At 28.5% G+C, this 24,206-nt stretch carries 25 protein-coding genes; 1 reads left to right on the top strand and 24 read right to left on the bottom strand.

What is annotated here, in order from left to right:
- Position 1: 1 nt before the first annotated feature.
- The 24 genes from rbfA to ACTNAO_RS03745 form a co-directional block, all read right to left on the bottom strand.
- The gene (rbfA, locus tag ACTNAO_RS03860; RefSeq protein ID WP_441027384.1) at positions 2 to 352 is read right to left on the bottom strand and encodes a 30S ribosome-binding factor RbfA; all 351 of its coding nucleotides are present in this window, start codon (positions 350 to 352) and stop codon (positions 2 to 4) included.
- A gap of 17 nt (positions 353 to 369) precedes the next feature.
- Positions 370 to 2,472 (bottom strand): translation initiation factor IF-2, encoded by a 2,103-nt coding sequence (infB, locus tag ACTNAO_RS03855; RefSeq protein ID WP_441027383.1) that lies wholly within the window; start codon positions 2,470 to 2,472, stop codon positions 370 to 372.
- Between the two features lie 22 nt (positions 2,473 to 2,494).
- Entirely contained in the window at positions 2,495 to 2,809 is a 315-nt protein-coding gene (locus tag ACTNAO_RS03850; RefSeq protein WP_441027382.1) for a ribosomal L7Ae/L30e/S12e/Gadd45 family protein, read from the bottom strand.
- A complete protein-coding gene (rnpM, locus tag ACTNAO_RS03845; RefSeq protein ID WP_441027381.1) occupies positions 2,806 to 3,069 on the bottom strand; it encodes an RNase P modulator RnpM in 264 nt (87 codons plus the stop codon). The genes ACTNAO_RS03850 and rnpM overlap by 4 nt, the downstream gene beginning before the upstream one ends.
- A gap of 14 nt (positions 3,070 to 3,083) precedes the next feature.
- On the bottom strand, positions 3,084 to 4,250 hold the full coding sequence (gene nusA / locus ACTNAO_RS03840) for a transcription termination factor NusA (protein WP_441027380.1): 1,167 nt from the start codon (positions 4,248 to 4,250) through the stop codon (positions 3,084 to 3,086).
- 14 nt (positions 4,251 to 4,264) lie between these two features.
- Complete coding sequence (rimP, locus tag ACTNAO_RS03835; protein WP_441027379.1) at positions 4,265 to 4,729, bottom strand: ribosome maturation factor RimP; 465 nt, start codon at positions 4,727 to 4,729, stop codon at positions 4,265 to 4,267.
- A gap of 255 nt (positions 4,730 to 4,984) precedes the next feature.
- Positions 4,985 to 6,034 (bottom strand): flavodoxin-dependent (E)-4-hydroxy-3-methylbut-2-enyl-diphosphate synthase, encoded by a 1,050-nt coding sequence (ispG, locus tag ACTNAO_RS03830; protein WP_441027378.1) that lies wholly within the window; start codon positions 6,032 to 6,034, stop codon positions 4,985 to 4,987.
- An 11-nt stretch (positions 6,035 to 6,045) separates the two neighbouring features.
- Positions 6,046 to 7,059, bottom strand: a complete 1,014-nt coding sequence (rseP, locus tag ACTNAO_RS03825) for an RIP metalloprotease RseP (protein WP_441027377.1) — start codon at positions 7,057 to 7,059, stop codon at positions 6,046 to 6,048.
- Positions 7,060 to 7,070: 11 nt separating this feature from the next.
- Complete coding sequence (locus ACTNAO_RS03820; protein ID WP_441027376.1) at positions 7,071 to 8,231, bottom strand: 1-deoxy-D-xylulose-5-phosphate reductoisomerase; 1,161 nt, start codon at positions 8,229 to 8,231, stop codon at positions 7,071 to 7,073.
- Positions 8,232 to 8,339: 108 nt separating this feature from the next.
- A complete protein-coding gene (locus tag ACTNAO_RS03815) occupies positions 8,340 to 9,296 on the bottom strand; it encodes an AI-2E family transporter (protein ID WP_441048049.1) in 957 nt (318 codons plus the stop codon).
- Positions 9,297 to 9,416: 120 nt separating this feature from the next.
- On the bottom strand, positions 9,417 to 10,211 hold the full coding sequence (locus ACTNAO_RS03810) for a phosphatidate cytidylyltransferase (protein WP_441029258.1): 795 nt from the start codon (positions 10,209 to 10,211) through the stop codon (positions 9,417 to 9,419).
- Between the two features lie 17 nt (positions 10,212 to 10,228).
- Complete coding sequence (locus tag ACTNAO_RS03805) at positions 10,229 to 10,984, bottom strand: isoprenyl transferase (RefSeq protein WP_441029260.1); 756 nt, start codon at positions 10,982 to 10,984, stop codon at positions 10,229 to 10,231.
- An 82-nt stretch (positions 10,985 to 11,066) separates the two neighbouring features.
- Positions 11,067 to 11,624, bottom strand: coding sequence for a ribosome recycling factor (gene frr, locus ACTNAO_RS03800; protein ID WP_441029256.1), 558 nt, complete (start codon positions 11,622 to 11,624; stop codon positions 11,067 to 11,069).
- An 11-nt stretch (positions 11,625 to 11,635) separates the two neighbouring features.
- Positions 11,636 to 12,346, bottom strand: coding sequence for a UMP kinase (gene pyrH / locus ACTNAO_RS03795; RefSeq protein WP_441029254.1), 711 nt, complete (start codon positions 12,344 to 12,346; stop codon positions 11,636 to 11,638).
- A gap of 75 nt (positions 12,347 to 12,421) precedes the next feature.
- Positions 12,422 to 13,333 carry a translation elongation factor Ts gene (gene tsf, locus ACTNAO_RS03790; protein ID WP_441029252.1) on the bottom strand — a complete coding sequence of 304 codons (912 nt, stop codon included), beginning with the start codon at positions 13,331 to 13,333 and terminating at the stop codon, positions 12,422 to 12,424.
- A gap of 123 nt (positions 13,334 to 13,456) precedes the next feature.
- Positions 13,457 to 14,161, bottom strand: coding sequence for a 30S ribosomal protein S2 (gene rpsB / locus ACTNAO_RS03785; RefSeq protein WP_441029250.1), 705 nt, complete (start codon positions 14,159 to 14,161; stop codon positions 13,457 to 13,459).
- 201 nt (positions 14,162 to 14,362) lie between these two features.
- On the bottom strand, positions 14,363 to 15,139 hold the full coding sequence (codY, locus tag ACTNAO_RS03780; RefSeq protein WP_441029248.1) for a GTP-sensing pleiotropic transcriptional regulator CodY: 777 nt from the start codon (positions 15,137 to 15,139) through the stop codon (positions 14,363 to 14,365).
- A gap of 192 nt (positions 15,140 to 15,331) precedes the next feature.
- Positions 15,332 to 17,431 carry a type I DNA topoisomerase gene (topA, locus tag ACTNAO_RS03775; protein ID WP_441029246.1) on the bottom strand — a complete coding sequence of 700 codons (2,100 nt, stop codon included), beginning with the start codon at positions 17,429 to 17,431 and terminating at the stop codon, positions 15,332 to 15,334.
- 36 nt (positions 17,432 to 17,467) lie between these two features.
- A complete protein-coding gene (gene dprA, locus ACTNAO_RS03770; protein WP_441029244.1) occupies positions 17,468 to 18,523 on the bottom strand; it encodes a DNA-processing protein DprA in 1,056 nt (351 codons plus the stop codon).
- Positions 18,524 to 18,719: 196 nt separating this feature from the next.
- Positions 18,720 to 19,145: a YjdF family protein gene (locus ACTNAO_RS03765; RefSeq protein WP_441029242.1), complete on the bottom strand. Its 426-nt coding sequence runs from the start codon at positions 19,143 to 19,145 to the stop codon at positions 18,720 to 18,722.
- 145 nt (positions 19,146 to 19,290) lie between these two features.
- Entirely contained in the window at positions 19,291 to 20,562 is a 1,272-nt protein-coding gene (locus tag ACTNAO_RS03760; RefSeq protein WP_441029240.1) for a sensor histidine kinase, read from the bottom strand.
- A complete protein-coding gene (locus tag ACTNAO_RS03755; RefSeq protein ID WP_441029238.1) occupies positions 20,563 to 21,258 on the bottom strand; it encodes a response regulator transcription factor in 696 nt (231 codons plus the stop codon).
- A 6-nt stretch (positions 21,259 to 21,264) separates the two neighbouring features.
- Positions 21,265 to 21,801, bottom strand: coding sequence for a hypothetical protein (locus tag ACTNAO_RS03750; RefSeq protein WP_441029236.1), 537 nt, complete (start codon positions 21,799 to 21,801; stop codon positions 21,265 to 21,267).
- Positions 21,802 to 21,970: 169 nt separating this feature from the next.
- On the bottom strand, positions 21,971 to 22,924 hold the full coding sequence (locus ACTNAO_RS03745) for a GNAT family N-acetyltransferase (protein ID WP_441029234.1): 954 nt from the start codon (positions 22,922 to 22,924) through the stop codon (positions 21,971 to 21,973).
- Between the two features lie 176 nt (positions 22,925 to 23,100).
- Between ACTNAO_RS03745 and ACTNAO_RS03740 the strand changes: the two genes are divergently transcribed.
- Positions 23,101 to 23,877: a NifB/NifX family molybdenum-iron cluster-binding protein gene (locus tag ACTNAO_RS03740; RefSeq protein ID WP_441029232.1), complete on the top strand. Its 777-nt coding sequence runs from the start codon at positions 23,101 to 23,103 to the stop codon at positions 23,875 to 23,877.
- The last annotated feature ends 329 nt before the right edge of the window (positions 23,878 to 24,206 follow it).

The following is a 24,206-nucleotide window of genomic DNA, read 5'->3' as shown; positions in this document are numbered from 1 at the left end:
ATTATTTTTCCTTAGTTTTTTGAATTAAATCTTCAATATGCATACCATAGTCTATTGACTTATCTAATTCAAATAAAATTTGAGGACTTTGCCTTAAATTAATTCTGTGAGCAATTTCTGTTCTTAAGAAACCAGCTGCCCCTTTTAAAGCTTCAAAATTACTTTGTTTTTCTTCTTCAGTTTTTGCAAAGATACTTACATATACCTTTGCATAGCTTAAATCTTTTGTAACATCTACTTCTGTTACAGATATCATTGCAGTTATTCTTGGATCTTTAATTTCATTTCTTATAAGATTACTTATTTCTCTTTTTACTTCTTCATTTATTCTACCGCCTCTATAATTAGACATAAATATCACCCTCTAACTTAAAGTTCTTTTCTTGCTATAGCTTCCATTCTAAATGCTTCTATTTCATCGCCTTCCTTAATATCATTAAACTTTTCAATACTAAGTCCACATTCAAAACCTGATGTAACTTCCTTTACATCATCTTTAAATCTCTTAAGGGAAGCAAGAGCACTTTCAAATATAACAATACCATTTCTAATAACTCTAACTTCAGCATTTCTTATCATTTTACCATCTTTAACATAGCATCCAGCAATAGTACCTACATTAGAAATTTTATATACTTCTCTAACTTCAGCTTTTCCAAGTACTATTTCTCTATACTCAGGTTCAAGCATACCAATCATTGCTGATTTAACATCTTCAATAGCATCATAGATAATTCTATATGTTTTTATATCAACGCCTTCTCTTTCAGCTGCTCCTGTAGCATTAGAATCAGGTCTTACATTAAATCCTATAATAATAGCATTTGAAGCTGCAGCAAGGGTAACATCAGTTTCAGTTATTGCACCAACTCCCCCATGTATAACTCTTACCATAACATCATCTGTAGAAAGTTTTTCTAAAGATTGTTTTATAGCTTCAACAGAACCTTGAACATCTGCTTTTACTATAATTGTAAGTTCTTTAACAGTGCCCTCCCTAATTTGATTATATAAATCTTCAAGAGATACTCTATGAGATGCATTTAAAGTTTCTTTTCTAATTGCTTCTTTTCTAGCTTCAGCCATAGTTCTAGCTGTTTTTTCATCTTTTACTTGAATAAATCTATCTCCAGCTGCTGGGACTTCAGAAAGTCCTAATATTTCTACTGGAATTGATGGTCCAGCAGATTTTATCTTCTTTCCATCATCATCAAACATAGCTCTTATTCTACCATAAGTTGATCCAACTAAAATAGAATCTCCTGCTTTTAATGTACCACTTTGAACAAGAAGTGATGCAACAGCACCCCTACCTTTATCAAGTTGTGCCTCAATTACAGTACCCTTAGCCTTTCTATTTGGATTAGCCTTAAGTTCAAGCATTTCTGCTGTTAATAAAACCATCTCAAGAAGTTGATCTATATGAAGTCCTTTCTTTGCTGATATTGGTACACATATAGTATCGCCGCCCCAATCTTCAGCCACTAAGCCATATTCAGTAAGTTCTTGTTTAACTCTATCTATATTAGCCCCTGGTTTATCTATTTTATTAATAGCAACAACTATTGGAACATTTGCAGCTTTACAGTGATCTATAGCTTCTTTTGTTTGTGGCATAATACCATCATCTGCAGCAACAACTAAAATAACAATATCTGTTATTTGAGCACCTCTTGCTCTCATAGCAGTAAATGCTTCGTGTCCTGGAGTATCAAGAAATGTAATTTTTTCTCCTTTTATTGTTACAGTATAGGCACCTATATGTTGTGTAATTCCACCTGCTTCTGAAGCTATTACCTTTGATTTTCTTATGGCATCAAGAAGTGATGTTTTACCATGGTCAACGTGCCCCATAACTGTTATTATAGGTGGTCTTTCAACTGCATTTTCATCATTTTCATCTTCTATGTCTAAAGATTCAAGTTCTGATGTAACTTCTTTTTTATCACATAATATTCCAAATTCATCACAAACTTTAGCTGCTGTATCATAATCTATTTCCTGATTCATTGCAGCCATTACACCATGCATCATTAATGACTTAATAACCTCAGCATAAGATTTTTTTAACATATCAGATAATTCTTTAACAGTAATAGTTTCACCTATTTCAAGAATTGTATTTTCAGCGAATTCTGCTTCTTTTTGAGCTTTTTCTGCTGCTATTTGTTTTTTTGTTTTTTTCTTTCTTTTATTACCTTTGTTAACTTCTTCAGACAAAATATCTTCGTATTCATCTACAATACTCTTTTTAACTTCTTTTTCTTCTTTTTTGTTTTCCTTTTCGTCTTTTTTGTTACTATCTTCATCTGAAGAACCTAGTAATTCTTTTATTAATGCTGCATCTTCATCCTCAATAACGCTCATATGATTTTTTACTTTTACATCAAATTCATCCATTAACATTGCTATAAGTTCTTTTGAACTTATGTTTAATTCTTTAGCTAATTCATATACTCTTATTTTAGACATACGATCACCCCTCTTAATTATTTTAATTCATATTTTCTTCCTCCTGGTAAAGAGCCACTAATTTTTTTGCAATATTGTTATCTAAAATAGCAATAATCTTAATTTCTGGTCTTCCTACTGCTGCTCCTAATTCTTCCTTAGAGAAATTTTGAATATATTTTATATTATTGTCATTACAATGATTTTTAAACTTCTTTTTTGACGCTTCTGATGCATCATTTGAAATTATAAATAAGTATATTTTCTTTTTATTTCTTTGCTCATTACATTTGCTATAACCTTCAATAATACTTCCTGATCTTTTAGCTAAGCCAAGAAAATTTAAAAACTTATTCATTTTTCTACTTCTTCCTTTAATTTATTTAGCAATTCCTCGTCAATTACAACTTCAAGATTTCTTCCTAATCTTTTTGTTTTAACTGCTTTTTCTAAACAACTAGCACTTTTACAAATATACGCACCTCTTCCAGCTTTTTTGCCAGTTAAATCTACAGAAACTTCTCCTTCTTTGTTTTTTACTACTCTTATTAATTCTTTTTTAGGTTTCATTTCCATACAGCCAGTGCACATTCTCATAGGAATTTTTTTTACTTTCATAAAAAACCTCCCTATTATTCTATTATTTCATTGTTTGAATCTTCTTCTACAACTTCAAACTCTGATGAATCATTTAAATCTTCATTTTCAACATATTCATTTTCAATTGTAAAATCATCACTTTCTTCTGGCATTTCGTCAGCTTGTGACTTACTCTTTATATCAATTTTCCAATTTGTAAGTTTAGCTGCAAGCCTTACATTTTGTCCTTCTTTTCCTATTGCTAATGATAGCTGATTATCATCTACTACAACCTTTGCAGATTTAGTTTCTTCATCAACTACAACGCTTAAAACCTTAGCTGGACTTAAAGAATTTGCGATAAATTCCTTTGGATCTTTGCTCCATTTAATTATATCAATTTTTTCATTTTTAAGTTCATCTACAATATTTTGAACTCTTATACCTTTAGGTCCAACACAAGCTCCCATTGCATCTACTTCTTCATCATTTGAAAATACTGCAATTTTAGATCTTGAACCAGCTTCTCTTGAAATACTCTTTATTTCTACAATTCCATTATATATTTCTGGAACTTCAAGTTCAAAAAGTCTTTTAACAAGACCAGGATGAGTTCTTGAAACATGTATTTGAGCTCCCTTTGAACCATTTTTAACTTCTACAATGTAAAGTTTTAATTTTTCATTAAAGTAGTATTGTTCACCTGGTATTTGTTCCTTAGGAACAATTACCCCTTCAAGTTTACCTAAATTAACAAATACCATATCTTTATCTTTTCTTAAAACTGTACCTGTTATTATATCATATTCTTTTTCTTTGTATTCATTATAGATAATATTTCTTTCTGCTTCCTTAATTCTTTGAGTTACAACTTGTTTTGCAAGTTGTGCTGCAACTCTTCCAAAGTTTCTTGGTGTAACTTCAATTTCTACTATATCATCTTCCTCATATTTAGGACTAATTGCTTTAGCATCTTCAATAGAAATTTCTGTTACATCATCATAAACTTCCTCACAAACAACTTTTTGAGCAAATACTTTTATTTCCCCTGTTTCTCTATCCATATTTACTCTTACATTTTGAGCAGCTGTATTAGGATTTGCATAATTTTTCTTATATGCAGCAACCATAGCATCCTCTATTGTAGTAAATATTAAATCTTCACTAATACCTTTTTCTTTAACAAGATCTTTTAAAGCACCTATAAACTCTGCGTTCATTATTAATCCTCCTTCTAAATCTCCCCATCTAAATTTGCTTTTTTTATTTTTGATTTAGGTATATTATATTCATTTTCACCACTTATAACTATAATTTCATCTTCAAGAGCCTCTTTCAAAACTCCCTTAATTTCTTTCATCCCTTCAACTTGGCTTTTTAGCTTTACATATACATCTCTGCCAATAAATCTTTTGAAATGTTCTTGTGTGTGTAATTGTCTATTAAGACCTGGTGAAGATACTTCTAAATAATACGGATCCTTAATTGGATCTTTATCATCTAAAACCTCACTAACTCTTCTTGAAAGATTTTCACAATCATTAAGTGATACGCTGCCTTCTTCCTTATCTATATATATTCTAAGAAAATAGTCCTTGTTTTCTTTTACATATTCTACATAATAAATAAGTAAATTAAGATCATTTGCTATTGGCTTTGTAAACTCTAATACTGTGTTTATTAAGGCATCATTTTGCATTTGTATACCTCCTTATATTTAATTGTAAATACTTAATATGCATTAATATATATATATCATTTGCATAAAAAGCTATAAGATACTATCTTTTAAAAATTTTTATGTAAAAACGCAACTAAAGAAATATAGTTGCGCTGACAAATAGAAAGAGCGGGTAAAATGCCCACTCAAAAACTCTAGCTATTAAAGATAAATCTTATATATAAATAATATCATATATACATTTATATTTCAAGTCCTTTACTAAAAAGTAACCTATATAGATTGTATTTCCTTCATAAGTTCATCTACAAGTTCAGATTCTTTAACTTTTTTTATAATTTGTCCTTTCTTAAATATAATTCCTTCACCTTTACCTCCAGCAATTCCAATATCTGCTTCTCTTGCTTCTCCAGGTCCATTTACAACGCACCCCATAACTGCAACCTTTATATCTTTTTTAATTCCTTCTAATCTTTTTTCTACTTCATTTGCTATTTCTATTAAATTTATTGCTGTTCTTCCGCATGTAGGACAAGAGACAAATTCTACTCCGCCTTTTCTTAAATCTAAAGCCCTTAATATTTCCCTTGCGACTTTTATTTCTTCTACTGGGTCACTTGTTAGAGAAACTCTTAAAGTATCACCTATCCCCTCTGATAGTAATGTCCCTATACCAATACTTGATTTTATAGTTCCCTTAAAAGGTGTTCCTGATTCAGTAACTCCTAAATGAAGAGGATAATTACACTTTTCTGATACTAATCTATAAGCATCAATCATCATAGAAACATTAGAAGATTTTATTGATATTACAATATCATGAAAGTCAAGATCTTCTAGAATTTTAACATGTCTTAAAGCACTTTCTACTAAGCCCTGGGCATTTACAGTTTTATATTTTTCTAAAATGTCTTTTTCAAGGGAACCTGAATTAACACCAATTCTAATTGGAATATTTTTTTCTTTTGCCATATTTACTACAGCCTTTATTCTATCAATACTTCCAATATTCCCAGGATTTATTCTAAGGGCATTTATCCCATTTTCCATAGCCTTTAATGCTAATCTATAATCAAAATGTATATCTGCAACTACAGGAATAGGAGATTTAGAAACTATTTCTTTTATACTTTCTGCAGCCTCCATATCAGGAACAGCACATCTTATAACTTCGCAACCTGCATTATATAAAAGTTTAATTTGATCTAAAGTTTTTTTTGCATCTCTTGTATCAGTATTAGTCATTGATTGTATAACAACAGGTGCATCTCCTCCAATAAATACATTACCAACTTTTATTTTTCTTGTTTCTCTTCTTTTCATTTTTTATCCTCCTACAAACTTATAGGAAACAATATATCTTTAATTGTAACTGCAACCATAAGTATCATTAACATTATAAAACCGAAAGCATTTATTGCTGTTAAAACTTTTTCAGGTACTTTCCTTCTTGTTATCATTTCAATTAATAATATAAGAGTTGTACCTCCATCAAGTTTCGGAAATGGAAGTGCATTAAATACTGCTAAACTTATTGATAATATACCAATTAAATATATAAAATTCCAAATTCCCATTTCTGCTGCAGAAGCAGATACTTTAACAACACTAACAGGACCTCCAACATCTGTTTTAAAGTTACCTTTACCTGTTACAAGTTTCTTTATTGAAAATAAAGTTTCATTAACTAATGTACGAGTTTCAAAAGTACTGTGCTTTAAACTTTCAATAACACTTGGATTTTGTATTTTTTCAAAAGAAACTCCTATCATATATCTATCATATTCTTCACTGTATTTAGGAATAAGATTTGTCTTGTAACTTTCTCCATTTCGTACATATTCAATTTCCATTTCCTTATCCTTAGCTTCTGCAATAGCCATGCTAACATCATCATAAATATACATCTTTTTGCCATCAACTTTTGTTATTTCATCTCCAGGCAAAATTCCAGCTTCACTTGCTGCTCCGTCTTCTGTAACCTCTGCTAAAGCCTTACTGCCAAACCCTACATTATAATAAAATGTTGTAAAAAGTGCCATAGCAAATAGAAAATTCATAACAATACCTGCAATCATTACACTTATTCTTCTTAAATGTGATTTATTAAGCATGCACCCTGGATCATCAATATTTTCTTCTCCATCAAGAAGCATTACAAAACCACCAATAGGAAGAAGTGCTAAACTATATCTTGTTTCTTTTCCTTGATATGATAATATTCTTGGTCCCATTCCAATAGAAAATTCAATAACTTTAACTTTATTGATTTTTGCCATTATAAAATGTCCAAGCTCATGAACAATAACAAGTAAACCAAAACCTATAAGCGCCAAAACATATTTCATGTTTAATCCTCCTAACTAAATTTTTCTAAAACATATTTTCTTACTTTTTTATCTAAGGAGATTATGTTATCTATTGTTAATTCTTCTTTAGATTCTTTTTCAAAATAATTCATAGCATCTTCAATAATATCTGCAATATCTAAGAATTTAATCTTTTCCTTTAAGAATAGATCTACTGCCACTTCATTTGCTCCATTTAATATAGTAGGCATAAGTCCAGCCTTTTTACCTGCTTCAAAAGCAAGTCTTAAACATTTAAATGTATCATAATCTGGCTTTTCAAAAGTAAGCTTAGATATTTCATAAAAATCAATAGTTTTAGCTACTGCTTTTTCTCTTTTAGGATAATTCATAGCATATTGAATAGGAAGTCTCATATCTGCTGAAGCAAGTTGTGCTATAACACTTCCATCTTTATATTCCACCATTGAATGGACAATACTTTCTTTATGAACAATAGGTTTTATATTATCATAAGGACAATTAAAAAGGAAATGAGCTTCTATAACCTCTAAGCCTTTATTCATAAGAGTGGCGGAATCAATAGTTATCTTTTTCCCCATGCTCCAATTAGGATGATTTAATGCTTCCTTTACTGTAATATGTTTAAGTTCATCATAAGTTTTACCTCTAAAAGGTCCCCCTGATGCTGTTAATATTATATTTTTAAGATCCTTATATTCATTTCCTCTAAGGCATTGAAAAATAGCTCCATGTTCTGAATCTACAGGTAAAATCTTAACATTATTTTCCTTTGCTAGTTTCATAACTATTTCCCCTGCTACTACAAGGGTTTCTTTATTTGCAAGGGCAATATCTTTACCCTTTTTTATAGCTTCAATAGTTGGGACAAGACCTATCATACCAACAACAGATGTAACAACCATTGTTGCAGAAGGGACAGTAGCTACCTTAACAAGCCCGTCAATTCCACTATATACATTTGTATTAAAATTATTTTCCATGCAAAATTCTTTTACATCTTCAGCACTTTTTTCATCCATCATTGCTACATGCTCAGGTTTGAATTCCCTAATTATTTCTATAATCTTTTTCACAGATGAGTTAGCTGTTATTCCTACAAGTTTAAAATTATCTTTTTCTTTTCTAATAACATCAAGAGTTTGAGTTCCTATAGAACCTGTAGCCCCTAATATTGACACAAATTTCATCTTATTCCTCCTTAGATTTTATATATAAATTACATTTCATTCTATAAATTATTTAACTAACTTATATTATTGTATATTAAAATCAAAATAATAACAAATTAATTTATTTCAATTATCCTTTAATATCATATCTTTAGCTAGTATACAATAAATAGGCCCGAATATTACTCCCACAAATCCAAACATTTCTATAAATATATACATAAACAAAAATATTACTATAGGATGCACTTTTAAATTTTTACCTAGAAATTTTGCTTCTAATATTTCCCTTATTAGTTGAACAAAAACATAAAGAAGTATAAGCCCAATAGAAAAAAAGTACCTTTTAACAAAAAAATTATATACTATAAGAGGAATAAAAACTATAACAGTTCCTATATAAGGAAGAATATCAAGTATACCACATATAAGTCCTAAAAAAAGATAATTATTAACACCTAAAAAGTAAAAACCTATAATAATTGCAATTGTAGATAATATAATAAGTTTACCCTCAATTAATATCATTTCTAACATATTATTTTTCTGATTTCTAATTTGATTAACAATATCTATTGATAGTATTTTGTTCATAATAAAACATATTTGTTCTTTTTCTGTAAAAATAAAATAGCATGCAATATTACCAATAAAATAAGCTATAAATTGATTACCAGTATTTTTTATCTTCAAGCCAATATTTCCCTTTCCTACAATATTAAGTACATCAATAAATTGAATATCTTTAATATAATCAAAAATATATTTATATTGAAGCAAAAAAGAATTATATATATTATTAAATTCTCCAGAAAAACTTGACAATAAATTATAGAAAGTCTTACTTATAATTGTAAGAATTAAAAATATCATTACATTGCAAAAAACAATACTTATAACTGCTGAAACTTTTTTATTTATACCAGCTTTTAAAAGTATGTTATACGTAGGTGTAGCTAAAACAAATATTATAAGCAAAGTCCAAAAAGGTTTAAAATAGAATCTTATAAAAAAAATTAAAATTGTCATTATAATAAACAATATTAATAGTTTTATTAAGAGATTATATTTATATATTTTCATAATATGCCTTTCAAAATTATTAAAAATTCTATAAATATTTATATGCATACAAATTTACAGTCATACAAATTTATATAAAAATAAAAAACCTTTGCTTAGATAACAAAGGTTTTTATCATACTAAATATGTATTATTAATGTCAAATAATAATATACTACTACATTAGTAAATAAAATAGAATCAAATCTATCTAAAATCCCACCATGACCTGGTATTAAATTGCTATAATCTTTTATGTCAACATATCTTTTAATAGATGATGCTACAAGATCTCCAAATTGACTTAAAATACCACATATTAATCCCACTATAACAAAATGATAAACTGGCATTACATCTGCAAAATTACTTATAACAAAACCATATATACCTGATATTAAAGCAGTTCCTATAACGCCACCTATTGAACCTTCTATAGTTTTTTTAGGACTTACTTTAGGGCAAAGTTTATGCTTTCCAAAGAATTTTCCAGAATAATAAGCACAAGTATCAGTAATCCAAGCTCCTATAAAAACAAGCCATACATAAAAATTACCTGATGCTTTTTCTGATATCATTGGAAGGAATGAGAAAAAAACACCAACATATAAAAAACCAAGTATTGTAATTGCAGAATCTATAAAAGTAATTTTCAAATTTATTACAGGTATAATAAGTGCAATTAGTGTAAGTGCAATTAAAAGATTAAACAGACTCGAAAAATCATTATTAAATGTATAATACAAAATAATAGCAATATAACCTAATATACTTATAGGCTTAAAGTGTTTAATTCTTGTAGCTTTGTAAAATTCAAACATACCAAGTAGCGATAACACAAAAGTAAATAATTTCAATGGCATTCCGCCTAAAAATACAAATATAATGAATGGTGCTATCATTAAAGCACCTAAATATCTATTATTAGATTTCAAATTATCACCTCAAAAAATTAAATTCCCCCAAATCTTCTATCTCTATTTTGATAATCATAAATTGCAGTTCTAAGATCATCTTCTGAAAAATCAGGCCAGCATATATTAGTCACCCAAAATTCTGAATAAGCTGCTTGCCAAAGTAAAAAGTTACTTAATCTTTGTTCTCCAGATGGTCTTAAAATCATATCAGGATCTGGCATACCTGCAGTATATAAATGATCTGATATTAGCTTTTCAGAAATATCTGAAGCTTGTATTTTTCCTTCTTTTAAATCTAAAGCAATTTCTCTACAAGCTTTTGTAATTTCATCTCGGCCACCATAATTAACAGCTATATTCATATATATTCCTGTATTATTTTCTGTTTGTTTCATAGCAGCATATATTCCGTCAACACATTCTTTAGGTAATTCATCAATTTTTCCTATAAACTTTAAACATACGTCATTTTTATCAAGTTCGTTAACTTCTTGTTTTAAATATTGAACCAAAAGTTTCATTAATGCTCCTACTTCTTCCTTAGGCCTCTTCCAATTTTCTGTTGAAAAAGCATAAAGAGTTAAATATTTAACTCCAAGTTTTTTTGATTCAATAAGTATTTTTCTTACTACTTCTACACCTGCTTTATGTCCAAAACTTCTTGGAAGTCCTTTTTTCTTAGCCCATCTTCCATTCCCATCTAGTATAATTCCTATATGTGTTGGAATTCTATCCATATCAATTTCAAAAGATACTCCCTTTTCATCCTTACCATTTGAAATTTTTTTCATACATGTTTTAAACATCTTTACCTCCTATAAAAAGCAGAGATTTACCAAAGAAACTGATAAATCTCTAACAAAACAAATTTAACTATATAGACATAATTTCATTTTCTTTAGCTGCCACAACAGTATCAATCTTCTTAATATGAGTATCTGTTATTTTTTGAATGTCATCTTCGCCTTTCTTTATTTCGTCTTCAGAAAGATCTCCTTCTTTCTTTAAAGCTTTAATTTTTTCATTAGCATCTCTTCTTATTGATCTAATAGCAACCTTAGCTTCTTCTCCAACTTTTTTTACCTTTTTAACTAAATCTTTTCTTGTTTCTTCAGTTAATTCAGGAACTATAAGTCTAATAACATTACCATCATTTGAAGGATTTAATCCTAAATCAGATTTTAATATTGCTTTTTCTATATCTTTTAAAATTGTTTTTTCCCAAGGAGTAATCATTAAAACTCTTGGTTCTGGTGCAGATACATTGGCAACTTGACTAATTGGGCATGGACTTCCATAATAATCAACTTGCACTCTATCAAGCATACTTGGATTAGCCCTACCAGCCTTCATTGTAGATAAATCTGATTCTAATTTAGAAATAGTTTTACCCATTTTTTCTTCAGAAACTTTTTTAATATCTTTAATCATATTATCCTCTCCTATTTCTTATATACTAATGTACCTATTTTTTCTCCTGAAATAGCTCTTTTTATATTATTTGGATCATCTAACCCAAATACTAATATAGGAATATTATTGTCCATACATAAAGATGTTGCAGTTGAATCCATAACTTGAAGACCTTTATCTAATACTTCAATATATGATAATGAATCGTATTTTTTAGCATCTGCAAATTTATGAGGATCTTTATCATATACACCATCAACTTTCTTTGCAAGTAATATTACATCTGCTTCTATTTCAGCAGCTCTTAAAGCAGCTGTAGTATCAGTAGAGAAATAAGGGTTACCTGTGCCTGCTGCAAAAATAACTACTCTACCCTTTTCTAAATGTCTCATTGCTCTTCTTCTTATAAATGGTTCTGCTACTTCCTTCATCTCTATTGCAGTTTGAACCCTTGTCATAACTCCAACTTGTTCTAATGAATCTTGAAGAGCTAAAGCATTTATACATGTAGCAAGCATGCCCATGTAATCAGCAGTAGTTCTATCCATTCCTTCTCCACTTCTGCCTCTCCATATGTTACCGCCACCTACAACAGCTCCAACTTCAATTCCCATATCTACTAATTCTTTAATTTCTAAAGCTATTCTTGTACATACGTTAAAATCTAATCCAAATCCATTTTCTCCAGCAAGTGCTTCACCTGAAAGCTTTAACATTACTCTATTATATTTATTTGCCATATTAATATTGCCTCCATGTTTTAATCTTAGAAATTTTCAAAAAAAGAGAACACAAGGTGTTCTCTTAATTATTTTTTATTTGCCCATTTGCTTAGCAACTTCTTCAGCAAAGTTTTCTTCAACCTTTTCGATTCCTTCGCCTCTTTCAAATCTTACAAAACTAGCAACTGAAATTGGAGATCCAACCTCTTTTGACTTTTCATCAAGAAGTTTTGATATTGTCTTATCCCCGTCCTTAACCCATAATTGATCTACAAGGCAAACTTCTTTATAGTATTTATTAATTCTACCTTCAACCATTTTTTCAACGATTTTTTCAGGTTTTCCTTCATTTAATGCTTGAGCTCTATATATCTCTCTTTCTTTTTCAATAGCAGTTTGATCTACTGAATTCTTATCTAAGAATAAAGGATTTGCAGCAGCTACTTGCATACATAATTCTTTAGCAACAGCCTTAACAACATCAGAATCAGAATCACAAGCTAATTCAACAGCAACACCTATTCTTCCTGCACCATGCATGTAAGTTTGAACCACACCATTTTGTACTTCAAATTTCTTAAATCTTCTTACTGTCATGTTTTCACCAAGAGCAGCAATTAAATCAGTAAGAGCTTCTTTAACTGTTTTTCCATTTTCAAAAGTTTCAGCTTCTAATTCTTCTACTGTAGTAGCTTTAGATTCAGCTATGAAAGCAGCAAGTTTATCAACAAATGACTTAAATTGATCATTTTCAGCAACGAAATCTGTTTCACAGTTAACTTCTACTACAACAGCTTTCTTGCAGTCTTCTGTTTGATAAGTTTTTACTATTCCTTCAGCAGCAACTCTTCCTGCCTTTTTAGCAGCAGCAGCTAATCCCTTTTCTCTTAATATTTCTATAGCTTTTTCTACGTCTCCATTAGTTTCAGTTAATGCCTTTTTACAAGCCATCATACCTGCACCAGTTCTATCTCTTAATTCTTTTACTGACTTTGCAGTTATCATAATTCATCCTCCTAAAAATCATTATTCTTAAATATTTCTTTGTGAAAAAGGCAAATGAATTTAATTCATCTGCCTTTTATTATTAAAATTTAACTAGGCAGCAAAGCTGCAAATTTAATTATATTATTCAGCAGCTACTTGTTCACCTTGTCTTCCTTCAATGATTCCATCTGCCATTTTAGCTGTTATTAACTTAACGGCTCTTATAGCATCATCATTTCCTGGAATAACATAATCTACTTCTTCAGGATCGCAATTAGTATCTACAATAGCTACTACTGGAATTCCTAATATTTTAGCTTCTAATATAGCATTCTTTTCTTTTCTTGGATCTACAACGAACATTGCTCCAATATTATCAGCATCTAAGTTCTTTATTCCACCAAGATTCTTTTCTAATTTTTCTAATTCCATTTTTAATTTAATAACTTCTTTTTTAGGAAGAACATCAAATGTTCCATCTTCTTGCATCTTGTTTAATTCTTCCATCTTTTTAATTCTTTGCTTTATAGTTGTGAAGTTAGTAAGCATTCCACCTAACCATCTGTTATTTACATAATGCATATTAGATCTTATTGCTTCTTCTTCAATAGCTTCTTGAGCTTGCTTCTTAGTACCAACAAATAATATATCTTTACCATCCATTGCTACTTGTTTTATAAATTCATAAGCTTCTTCAGCTTTCTTTACAGTTTTTTGTAAATCTATTATGTAGATTCCGTTTCTTTCTGTAAAGATGTATGGAGCCATTTTAGGGTTCCATCTTCTAGTTTGGTGACCGAAATGTACACCTGCTTCTAATAATTGTTTCATTGATATAACTGACATTGTTTTCCCTCCTGGTTTTTACCTCCATTATCCTTATCTCATGCTACAACCTTATGGCACCTAGCGCATGCTCTAAGATAATGTGTGTATTTAATTTCCTAAGTTAGTATATCATAAGCTTTACTATGAGGCAAGATTTTTTTGAAATTTATATATTTTAGCTAATAATAAAGGCCACTTTAAAAAAGCAGCCTTTTTTAACTATTTTATCTTTTTAAGTTCATCCATAAGCTTGTCATTTAATATTTTTATGTGTGTACCTTTCATACCTAAAGATCGTGATTCAATTACCCCAGCACTTTCAAATTTTCTAAGAGCATTTACAATAACACTTCTTGTTATTCCAACTTCCTCAGCTATTTTTGATGCAACTAAAAGCCCTTCATCTCCATGTATTTCATTGAAGATGTGTTCCACAGCTTCAAGTTCTGAATAAGATAATGTACCAATGGCAAGTTGAACAACTGCTTTTTTTCTAGTTTCTTCTTCCAATTCGTTTTGTTTTGCTCTAAGAATTTCCATGCCAACTATTGTAGCACTATATTCAACTAATACTAAATCTTCTTCTGAAAAATTCTTTCCAAACCTTGCAAGTATTAAAGTACCAAGTCTTTCTCTATTACCAATGATAGGCACTATTGTTGTTATCTTATCTTCCTCCTGACATTTGTGTTCACTTTCTAAAACACATAATCCTTTACTTTTTATATTTGATATAGTATCTATTATGTCTAATAGTTTTTCATTATAGACAGCCGGAAACATTTTATCTTCTAATATTTTTCCTTTCATAATACTACAATCAAAATCTTCTAAAAATGTGTGTCCTAAAATTTTTCCTTTTCTGCTGGCTATATAAACATTACAATCTAAAACCTCACTTAATAAGCTGCAAATTTCATTAAACTCTACTGGTTCTGTTCCTTTCTTTTGTAAAATCTTATTAAGCCTTCTAGTCTTGTTTAATAATGATGCCATTTGTTACCCCTCCATTACTTATACCTTGTAACATATTACAATAATTGCATAATGCTTATACAATTTATTAAATTCTAACTTACAAAGGAATTGTATTAATAATTTAAACTTTCTATTTATATATTACCATATTTTTACAATTAATCAAGTATTTTATGAATCTTTTATAAAAATAAATTTAAAAAACATGTATTATATCTCTTCTTTTTTATTTTCATCCTTTGGTAATATTTTTTTGAAATTACATTCCTTGTTAGAACACTGAATATATGCTCCATCTTTCTTGGAGAATTTCTTAACCATATAACAATTACATTCTGGACATTTTTCTTTTACAGGCTCGTTCCAACTTACAAAATCACATTCTGGATATCCAGAACAGCCATAAAATTTCTTGCCTTTTTTACTTCTTTTAACAACAATTTTCTTACCACATTTAGGACATGGTACATCTATTTCCTCTACAATAGGTTTAGCATTTTTACACTCTGGATATCCAGGGCATGCCAAGAATTTACCATAACGTCCTCTTTTTATAACCATCATCCTACCACATTTTTCACATGGTATATCTGTAACTTCATCTTCTATTACCACTTTAGAAACTTCTTTTTCTGCTTTATCAATACAAACTTTAAGTGGTTCAAAAAATTCTGCTACAACTTTTTTCCATTGCTCTTTTCCATCTTCAATGTTATCTAGATTTTTTTCCATTTCAGCAGTAAAATCTACATCTACAATTTGTTTAAAGTAATCACTCATTATATTATTTACAATAAATCCAAGGTCAGTTGGTATAAGTACTCTTTTTTCTCTTGTTACATAATTTCTACTTACTAAAGTTGAAATAGTTGGAACATAGGTACTAGGTCTTCCTATACCTTTTTCCTCCATCAGTTTTACAAAAGAAGCTTCACTAAATCTTGCTGGTGGTTGAGTAAAATGTTGTTTTCCCTCAATTTTGTCCTTGCTTAATTTTTCCTTTTCTGAAAGTTCTGGTAAGTTTACAGATTTAGCCTCTTCTTCTGATATATATTCATATATTTTCATAAATCCATCAAAGTCTACACTTGAACCTGTAGCTTTAAATTTATACTCTCCATTAACAATATCAATAGAACTTGTTTTTAATATGCAACTTGACATTTGACTAGCCACAAATCTTTTCCAAATTAGTGAATATAATTTATACTGCTCTGGAGTCAAATTTTCTTTAGCTACTTCTGGAGTTATTTCTACGTATGTAGGTCTTATTGCTTCATGAGCATCTTGTATATTCTTTTTTGATTTAAATGCTCTAGGTGATTCAGGTATATATTCATTTCCATAAGAATCCTTTATAAAAGTTACTGCCTTTTCTTGAGCTTCTTTTGATATTCTTACTGAATCTGTTCTCATATATGTAATAAGACCAATAGTTCCATAACCCTTAACTTTAACACCTTCATAAAGTATTTGTGCAATTGACATAGTTCTCTTTGTCATGAAATTAAGCTTTTTCCCAGCTTCTTGTTGAAGAGTACTTGTTGTAAAGGGTGGTAATGGATTTTTTTGTTTTTTTCCATTTACGATTTTATCCACAAAAAAATCATTTTTAGATAAATCATTTATTATTTCATTTGCTTCATCTTCATTATTTATTTCTAGTTTTGAACCATTTTTATTTATAAGTCTTACATTAAATTTTTTTCTATCTTTTTTTAATGTAGTTTCTACAGACCAATATTCCTTAGGTATAAATTCTTTAATTTCATTTTCCCTATCACATATAAGTCTTAAGGCTACAGATTGAACTCTACCTGCACTTAATCCCCATTTAACATTCCTCCATAATATAGGACTAATTTCATAACCTACAAGCCTATCTAATACTCTTCTTGCCTGCTGTGCATCAACAAGATTTTGGTTAATTGTCCTTGCTTCTTTTAATGAACTTTTAACAGCAGTTTTTGTTATTTCATTAAACACAATTCTACAGTTTTCTTTTTCATCTATTTTTAAAATATTAGCCAAATGCCATGATATAGCTTCTCCTTCACGGTCAGGGTCGGTAGCAAGATATATTTTATCAGATTTTTTAGCTAATTTTTTTAATTTACTTATTAATTCACCTTTGCCTCTAATTGTTATGTATTTAGGAGTATAGTTATTTTCTATATCTACACCAAGCTTACTCTTAGGCAAATCCCTAACATGCCCCATTGAAGCTTCTACCACATAATTTTTTCCTAAATATTTTTCAATTGTTTTTGCTTTTGCTGGTGATTCCACTATTACTAATTTTTGACCCATACTACTACTCCTATTGGAGTATGCACCCCCTTAAATTTATATTATTTTTGCATAATAATTACCTGGCAGGCAAATTATCTGTTTTTTCATTTGCATTTCAAATAATACATTAATTAAAACTTCTCTGTCAAATTTACAATGACTCTCAATGTAATCAATATGTTTAGGTTCTTCTTCAATTACACTTAATATTTTTTCCTTAATTGGAGAATCACATTTGTTATTTTTTCTATTTATATCTAATTTAAGTGCAGTATATAAATCTGCCATTTCTGCAAACACTAACGCGCCCTCTGATATAAGGGTATTACATCCTATACTTTCATTTGAAAATATAGAACCAGGAACAACCATAACATCCTTTCCCTGTTCAATAGCTAACCTTGCTGTAATTAATGAACCACTTTTTTTAGAAGCTTCAATTACAATTGTAAGCTTACTTAATCCACTAATAATCCTATTTCTTCTTGGAAAATTGTAAGCCATAGGTGGAGTCCCAGGTAAAAATTCTGAGATTATAAGACCTTTTTTCTCTATCTCACTAAATAATAAATTATTTTCTCTAGGATAACATATATCAATGCCACATCCAAGTACAGCTATAGTATTCCCATTACCAGAAATTGCAGTTTTATGAGCTATGCTGTCAATACCCCTTGCACCACCACTTATTATTGTGATATTATAGCTAATCAATTCATTTGTCAATATTTTAGCAGCTTGAATTCCATAATTTGTACATTTTCGTGCTCCTACAAAGGCTACTTTTAATCCCTTTAGCAAATTAATATTTCCTTTGTAAAATAGCACATAGGGGCGATCATCATAATATTTTAGTTCTTCTGGATATTCTTTATCAGTAGTTACTATGAATTTAATATTATTTTTTTTTAACTTTTCTGTTAATAAATCAATTTCTTTAGTTAAGTTATAATTATCATATGCCTTAAACTTTTTTAAAAGTATATTATTTTCCCTTATAATATACTCAAAATTATCATATATATCTTTTTCACTTTTATATTTATTAATTAATTTTATTTTATAATTATTACTTATATCAAGTAAAATCATCCAAAGCTTATAATCCATAATTTAACCATACAATGATTACTATAACACTGTATTTTACTCCTTTCATATTTTTAATATTTAAAATATACTTTTTTATTATTCACATATGAAAGGAATCTTATACAAACAAATAACAAAAGGGCTAAATGTAACTACATTTAAACCCTTTTGAAAACAATCTAATAACACCTTAAGGCGTTATTTTTATGCATGATTATCTTCCCTTGTGTTTTTGTTTTCGCTTTTCCTGTTTAAGATTAAATTTTTTTTCTTTTTCTTCTTCACGTTTAGCTTTTGATTTAATCTTTCTTTGAAGTTTATTTTCCTCATGCATAAGGCTTAATGCCCTTTGAGCTTTTGTTCCTACTTCTCCATTTTTCTTAAGAGCTTTTTTAATTTCTCTTTGCTGTCTTTTGGGATTAATAGTTCTTAGAGCACTAGCTTTTTCCTTTAGTTTTGGACTAAATTTGAACTTATAATAATTCTTAAGCAAGAAATCAAACACTTCATAATCCTTAGGTTCAGCTCCAAAGGTGATTTTACAAGCACAATAATTATCACCCTCTCTTTTTTCTAATATACCAATCCAAAAAGGATCATTAAAAAGCACATTAAGTTCAATATAATTTAATTCATCCATAACTATCCCCCTTAAAATATAAATAAAGAAAGGACAACCAAGGAGGCAGGTTACTTACAAAAAATTTGCGTCTGGACTACCAACCAGACTGTGTTTTTATCTTTATAATAAAATATTAAATTTTTATATGAATTTTGTCAAATATTTATTTTTTTATATTAATATATGGCAAATTTACAATTATCTTAGTTCCAATATCTTCTCGTGAAAGAACTTCAAAATATCCCTTATGATTATCAATAATCCACTTAGCAATTGAAAGTCCAAGACCAGTACCACCAGTTTTTCTATCTCTTGCACTATCTGCCCTAAAAAATCTTTCAAAAATATGTGAAACATCATTAACTCCTATACCTATACCATTATCTGATACAGAAAATGCTGGTTCGTTTTTTTTATTAATGAATACTTTTAATAATATAATTTCTCCCTTTTGAGTATATTTTGCAGCATTTTCAACTAATATTCTTGCAGTTTGCTTTAACAACTCTTCATCACCAGTTATATATATATCATCTTTTTTAGAATATCTATATATATGATTTTCATCTATCATAATAGATTCCTCATATACTTCATTTATCATTTTAGTTAAAGAAAATTGTGATAAATTAAGTTTTGTTTTACCATTTATTCCTCTTGCTAAAAATAATAATTGTTCAATTAAATTTTTCATATGAAGGGATTCACTTTTTATTGCTTCAATAGACTCTTCAAGTACTTTTTCATCTTCTTTTCCCCATCTATCAAGCATATTAGCATATCCCTGAATTACAGCTATGGGAGTTCTAAGTTCATGGGAAGCATCTGATACAAATCTAGCTTGCTGACGATAAGAATCTCTCATTCTCTCTAATAAATTATTAATGGAATTTTCAATACCCTTAAGTTCACTATCTTTTATATGTATCTTATCTTCATTACTAACTACACTAATGTTTTCTATTGCATCTTCAAGAGATTGCATTTTACTTTCATCAAAGGCCATACTACTTAATTTATCCGTAGTTTCTGCTATTTCATCTAAAGGTTTAAGTTTTCCTTTTATATATTTATTTCCAGTAATATGACTTTTTATTAAGCTTATTAGTTGTACAATAGATAAAGCAATTATTATATTTCTAATATCAAGGACAAGCTCTGTTGCATCCTTATGCAATTCCTTACCATTGTCAAGATAAACACTATATGTAAAGTTCTTAAAGTCACTACTTGGATAAAACATTCTCTTTCCTGTAAAAAAGCCATTAAATTCATTTGCCTCAGTTTTATAACACCACATAAAAATTAATACAAAAAAAATCATTATATCAATAATAATATACTTTTTTAAAATACTTAATGTAAAATGTGAATTTATCTTTACTGCAATAGATGATACCTTCTTTTTGTTTTTGTTAATATTTTTTTTGGTCATTTATCCCTTTTCCTCTTGATCTTTAATTACATATCCAACTCCCCTAACAGTAGAAATAATTTTCACATTAAAGGCATCATCAATTTTTGTTCTCAAAAACCTTATATATACATCTATTACATTAGTTTCTCCAACATAATCATAACCACAAACATTTTCCATTAAAAAATCACGGTTTAAAACTATATTTTTATTTTCCATAAGTATTTGTAAAAGATTAAATTCTCTATTTGTAAGTTCTACTATTATACTATTATAAGCTACCTCATGACGTTTTTTATCTAATGTAAGTTTACCAACTTGAAGTTTTGAACCATCTGTATTATTTAAGGTTTTTTTCTTCTTTCTTAATGCATTTCTTATTCTAGCTAAAAGTTCTTCTATAGCAAAAGGTTTTGTTATATAGTCATCAGCCCCTGCATCAAGACCTGATACCTTATCCATTACTGCATCTCTTGCTGTAAGCATAATAACTGGCACATCAGATTCTTTTCTTATTCTTCTTAAAACTTCAAGCCCATTTAATTTAGGAAGCATAATATCTAAAAGAATCAAGTCTACATTTTCCTTTTCAGCAATATCTAAGCCTTCTCTACCATCAAAAGCCTTTATTATATCATATCCTTCATGCATAAGTTCTAATTCAATAAACCTTGCAATTTTCATTTCATCTTCTACTATTAATATTTTACTCATTATTTTCTAGCCCCCTATTTTACCTTGCCACCTCTGTATTGTATCATTACATTTTTTTAAAAATATATTTATACTATCATTTTCACTAATATCTTTGCCTGTAAACTCATATGTAATATCGCAAAACATACCAATAATAATAAGTGGCACAACAAATCCAAAAGCAGTAAATGTAAGTGCAATAAATGCAATTAATGGAACTTTTATTGGCTCTGTATTTTTTCTTCTAATTTCAAAATAATTTCTACTTCCCCTGTCTAAAACATCATTAATTCCACTAGGTATCTTTTGCGAAAAGTTATAATTATTACTATTAGGCATTTCACTAGAGCTGCTACTAGGATTATAATCTTTTGTATTATAATATAAAACTTTAGAATTTTTAATTCTTCCCTTTTCCTCTAAAAAAGAAAGGGCATCTAATAAATCTCCATCCTTTTTTTTTAAAACATATTCTGCCTCTTCATAACTAATATTAGCTGCTTGCTGCAACTTAATAACTTGCTTGTTATTATTTTTTTCTTTTTTATTTAAATTAACCATTATTATCACTTTCCAAATATTTATTAAGCTATTAAAATTATACTACATATTTTTATACTTTACATTTTACATAATGGAAATTAAAAACTAATATATTATTTATTAAAATTGCATTAAAAAACTGCTACAACATAATAAATTTATTACTTCTCTAGCAGTTTCACTTTAATTATTTAATAATTAATTCATATGAATTTTCCTTTTTTAAAAAGCCATTGCTTTTATAAAGAAATTTTCCATATTTAGAAGCACTTACTCTAAATACTTTTATGCCTTTAGTTTTTCCTTCATTTATTGCACTAATAAGTATTTTTGATGCAATATTTTGTCTTCTATAATAAATATCCGTATACATATTTACTACATTTGCAATAATACCTGTTTCATTTTCAAAATATGGTACCAGATTGTATATTAAAATACCTCCAGTAGCAATTATTTTATTATCATCTTCCCCAACATATAGTATAAGTGATTCATTCTTTAAATTTTTATAATAAAATTTTTTAAGATTTTCTGAAATATCTTTTTCATCATTTCCTTCATCCTTAAGTTGCTTTATTCTCAAAGAGACAAGGGTATCTATATCCTCTACTTTAGCTTTTCTAATTTTAATCTTTCCCTTAATTTGCTTATAATAAAATTTCATAGGAGTAAAGATAATACCATCTTTCATTTGCTCTTTATCTGTATCAAAAAATCCCAATTTATGATATACATCCCTTGCATAATGGGAAGAATTTACTGATATAAAATCATATTTACCTTTATATTTTTCTTTTACAACATTAAAAAGTTTTGTAGCTATGCCTTGTTTTTGGAAATTTTCATGAACAAACAAAAGACTTATATGATTTTCATTTTTAGTTGCAATTATTCCTACAAGTTTTTTTTCAGAATAACTACCAATTACCTTTTCTACATGATAACATCCTATAAATTTCATGGTACCATTAGTTAAATTTTTCAACAAATTTTCTTCTTTAATAAAATCAATAAAATTTTCTACTTCAAAATTATTATAATTTTCAGATTCAAATTTAATAAATACATTTTTCACCAAATTTGATACTGCTTTTATATCTTTAAAATTTAATTCTCGTATTAGAAAATTATCTTCCATATAATCAACCTCACATAAGTTCAAAACGTTTAAGTAACATTTATTATACCATAACTTATTTTTATATGAAAATATAAGACTATTTTCATAAATTTTGAGATTTTAGTTATTGACATATGACAATAACTAAAATAATATTATATTATAAATTGTTATTATTATATGGAGGTTACATTATGGCAAGACCAGATAAAATAAAAAATATATGCAAAATGCCTCAGTATACTGAATTTAATGCTATTAATTCAAAGATTTGTAACACATCACTTGTGCTATCTATAGATGAATATGAAGTACTGCGCTTAATTGATTATAATGGTCTTACTCAAGAAATGTGTGCAAAGCAAATGGCTGTTTCACGAGCTTCTATTCAAAGTATATACAATAATGCTAGAAAAAAAATATCACGATTTATTATAGAAGGATTACCACTAAAAATATATGGAGGCAATGTATCTATATGTAAAAGTCATTGTTCTAACAAATGTTTTTTTAATAATTCCAGTATTCAAATATGTAATAGCAGTGATAAATTAAATATAAAGGAAGGTAATAATATGAAAATAGCAGTTACTTATGAAAATGGACAAATTTTTCAACACTTTGGTCATACTGAACAATTTAAAATTTATAATGTTGAAAAGGGAAAAATTACAAATACAGAAATTATCAATACTGATGGAAAAGGTCATGGAGCTTTGGGTTCTTTTCTAAAAAATCAAAATGTAGAAATTCTTATTTGTGGCGGCATTGGTGGAGGTGCCCAAAATGCATTAACTAGTTGTGGCATAAAATTTTATGGTGGTGCTACTGGAAATGCTGATGAAAATGTTCAATCATTTTTAAATGGAAACTTATTATATAATCCTAATGTTACATGTTCACATCATGAAGAGGGACACCACTGCAAATCTAATGCAAATCTTAATTGCGGTGGCAATTGCAATAATTAAATATAATAAAAATCCACTAGCTAAATTAGTAGATTAACTAAGCCGTGTTTGCATCCAAGAAAATGTACTAAAATAAATCTATGTAATAATACAACAAGGGCTAGTCTAAATGGAAATACACCATTGAAACTAGCCCAAACTCTACTAGAAAAGCTTTCACTTAAACATATTCTAGCTGATGAAGTTATCTTATGTTGAAGCAAATTAATCTTACTTGTTGGACCTATGTCAATATAGTAGACACATTTTTTTAGTTTTTTAAGCAGATTGTGTAATAAGATCTTCATAAGCTTGTGGAGTCATATAACCAATTCTGCTATGAATTCTTT

Origin of the sequence: Clostridium sp. HCP1S3_C6, assembly GCF_052066735.1 — a bacterium.
Lineage (GTDB): Bacteria > Bacillota > Clostridia > Clostridiales > Clostridiaceae > Clostridium.
This window is presented reverse-complemented; position numbering and strand designations above follow the sequence as displayed.

Bases quoted from the DNA above. Each gene is read 5' to 3' on its own strand.
- dprA (WP_441029244.1), bottom strand. From the start codon at position 18,523: ATGGATTATAAGCTTTGGATGATTTTACTTGATATAAGTAATAATTAT.
- ACTNAO_RS03805 (WP_441029260.1), bottom strand. From the start codon at position 10,984: ATGAAAAAAATTTCAAATGGTAAGGATGAAAAGGGAGTATCTTTTGAA.
- ACTNAO_RS03745 (WP_441029234.1), bottom strand. From the start codon at position 22,924: ATGGAAGATAATTTTCTAATACGAGAATTAAATTTTAAAGATATAAAA.
- nusA (WP_441027380.1), bottom strand. From the start codon at position 4,250: ATGAACGCAGAGTTTATAGGTGCTTTAAAAGATCTTGTTAAAGAAAAA.
- ACTNAO_RS03760 (WP_441029240.1), bottom strand. From the start codon at position 20,562: ATGACCAAAAAAAATATTAACAAAAACAAAAAGAAGGTATCATCTATT.
- ACTNAO_RS03740 (WP_441029232.1), top strand. From the start codon at position 23,101: ATGGCAAGACCAGATAAAATAAAAAATATATGCAAAATGCCTCAGTAT.
- tsf (WP_441029252.1), bottom strand. From the start codon at position 13,333: ATGATAACTGCAAAGTCAGTAAAAGAATTAAGAGATAGAACTGGTGCA.
- rimP (WP_441027379.1), bottom strand. From the start codon at position 4,729: ATGCAAAATGATGCCTTAATAAACACAGTATTAGAGTTTACAAAGCCA.
- ACTNAO_RS03850 (WP_441027382.1), bottom strand. From the start codon at position 2,809: ATGAATAAGTTTTTAAATTTTCTTGGCTTAGCTAAAAGATCAGGAAGT.
- rpsB (WP_441029250.1), bottom strand. From the start codon at position 14,161: ATGTCAGTTATATCAATGAAACAATTATTAGAAGCAGGTGTACATTTC.
- ACTNAO_RS03820 (WP_441027376.1), bottom strand. From the start codon at position 8,231: ATGAAATTTGTGTCAATATTAGGGGCTACAGGTTCTATAGGAACTCAA.
- ACTNAO_RS03750 (WP_441029236.1), bottom strand. From the start codon at position 21,801: ATGGTTAATTTAAATAAAAAAGAAAAAAATAATAACAAGCAAGTTATT.
- frr (WP_441029256.1), bottom strand. From the start codon at position 11,624: ATGATTAAAGATATTAAAAAAGTTTCTGAAGAAAAAATGGGTAAAACT.
- ACTNAO_RS03755 (WP_441029238.1), bottom strand. From the start codon at position 21,258: ATGAGTAAAATATTAATAGTAGAAGATGAAATGAAAATTGCAAGGTTT.
- ACTNAO_RS03815 (WP_441048049.1), bottom strand. From the start codon at position 9,296: ATGAAAATATATAAATATAATCTCTTAATAAAACTATTAATATTGTTT.
- infB (WP_441027383.1), bottom strand. From the start codon at position 2,472: ATGTCTAAAATAAGAGTATATGAATTAGCTAAAGAATTAAACATAAGT.
- pyrH (WP_441029254.1), bottom strand. From the start codon at position 12,346: ATGGCAAATAAATATAATAGAGTAATGTTAAAGCTTTCAGGTGAAGCA.
- ACTNAO_RS03765 (WP_441029242.1), bottom strand. From the start codon at position 19,145: ATGGATGAATTAAATTATATTGAACTTAATGTGCTTTTTAATGATCCT.
- topA (WP_441029246.1), bottom strand. From the start codon at position 17,431: ATGGGTCAAAAATTAGTAATAGTGGAATCACCAGCAAAAGCAAAAACA.
- codY (WP_441029248.1), bottom strand. From the start codon at position 15,139: ATGGCATCATTATTAAACAAGACTAGAAGGCTTAATAAGATTTTACAA.
- rseP (WP_441027377.1), bottom strand. From the start codon at position 7,059: ATGAAATATGTTTTGGCGCTTATAGGTTTTGGTTTACTTGTTATTGTT.
- rbfA (WP_441027384.1), bottom strand. From the start codon at position 352: ATGTCTAATTATAGAGGCGGTAGAATAAATGAAGAAGTAAAAAGAGAA.
- ispG (WP_441027378.1), bottom strand. From the start codon at position 6,034: ATGAAAAGAAGAGAAACAAGAAAAATAAAAGTTGGTAATGTATTTATT.
- rnpM (WP_441027381.1), bottom strand. From the start codon at position 3,069: ATGAAAGTAAAAAAAATTCCTATGAGAATGTGCACTGGCTGTATGGAA.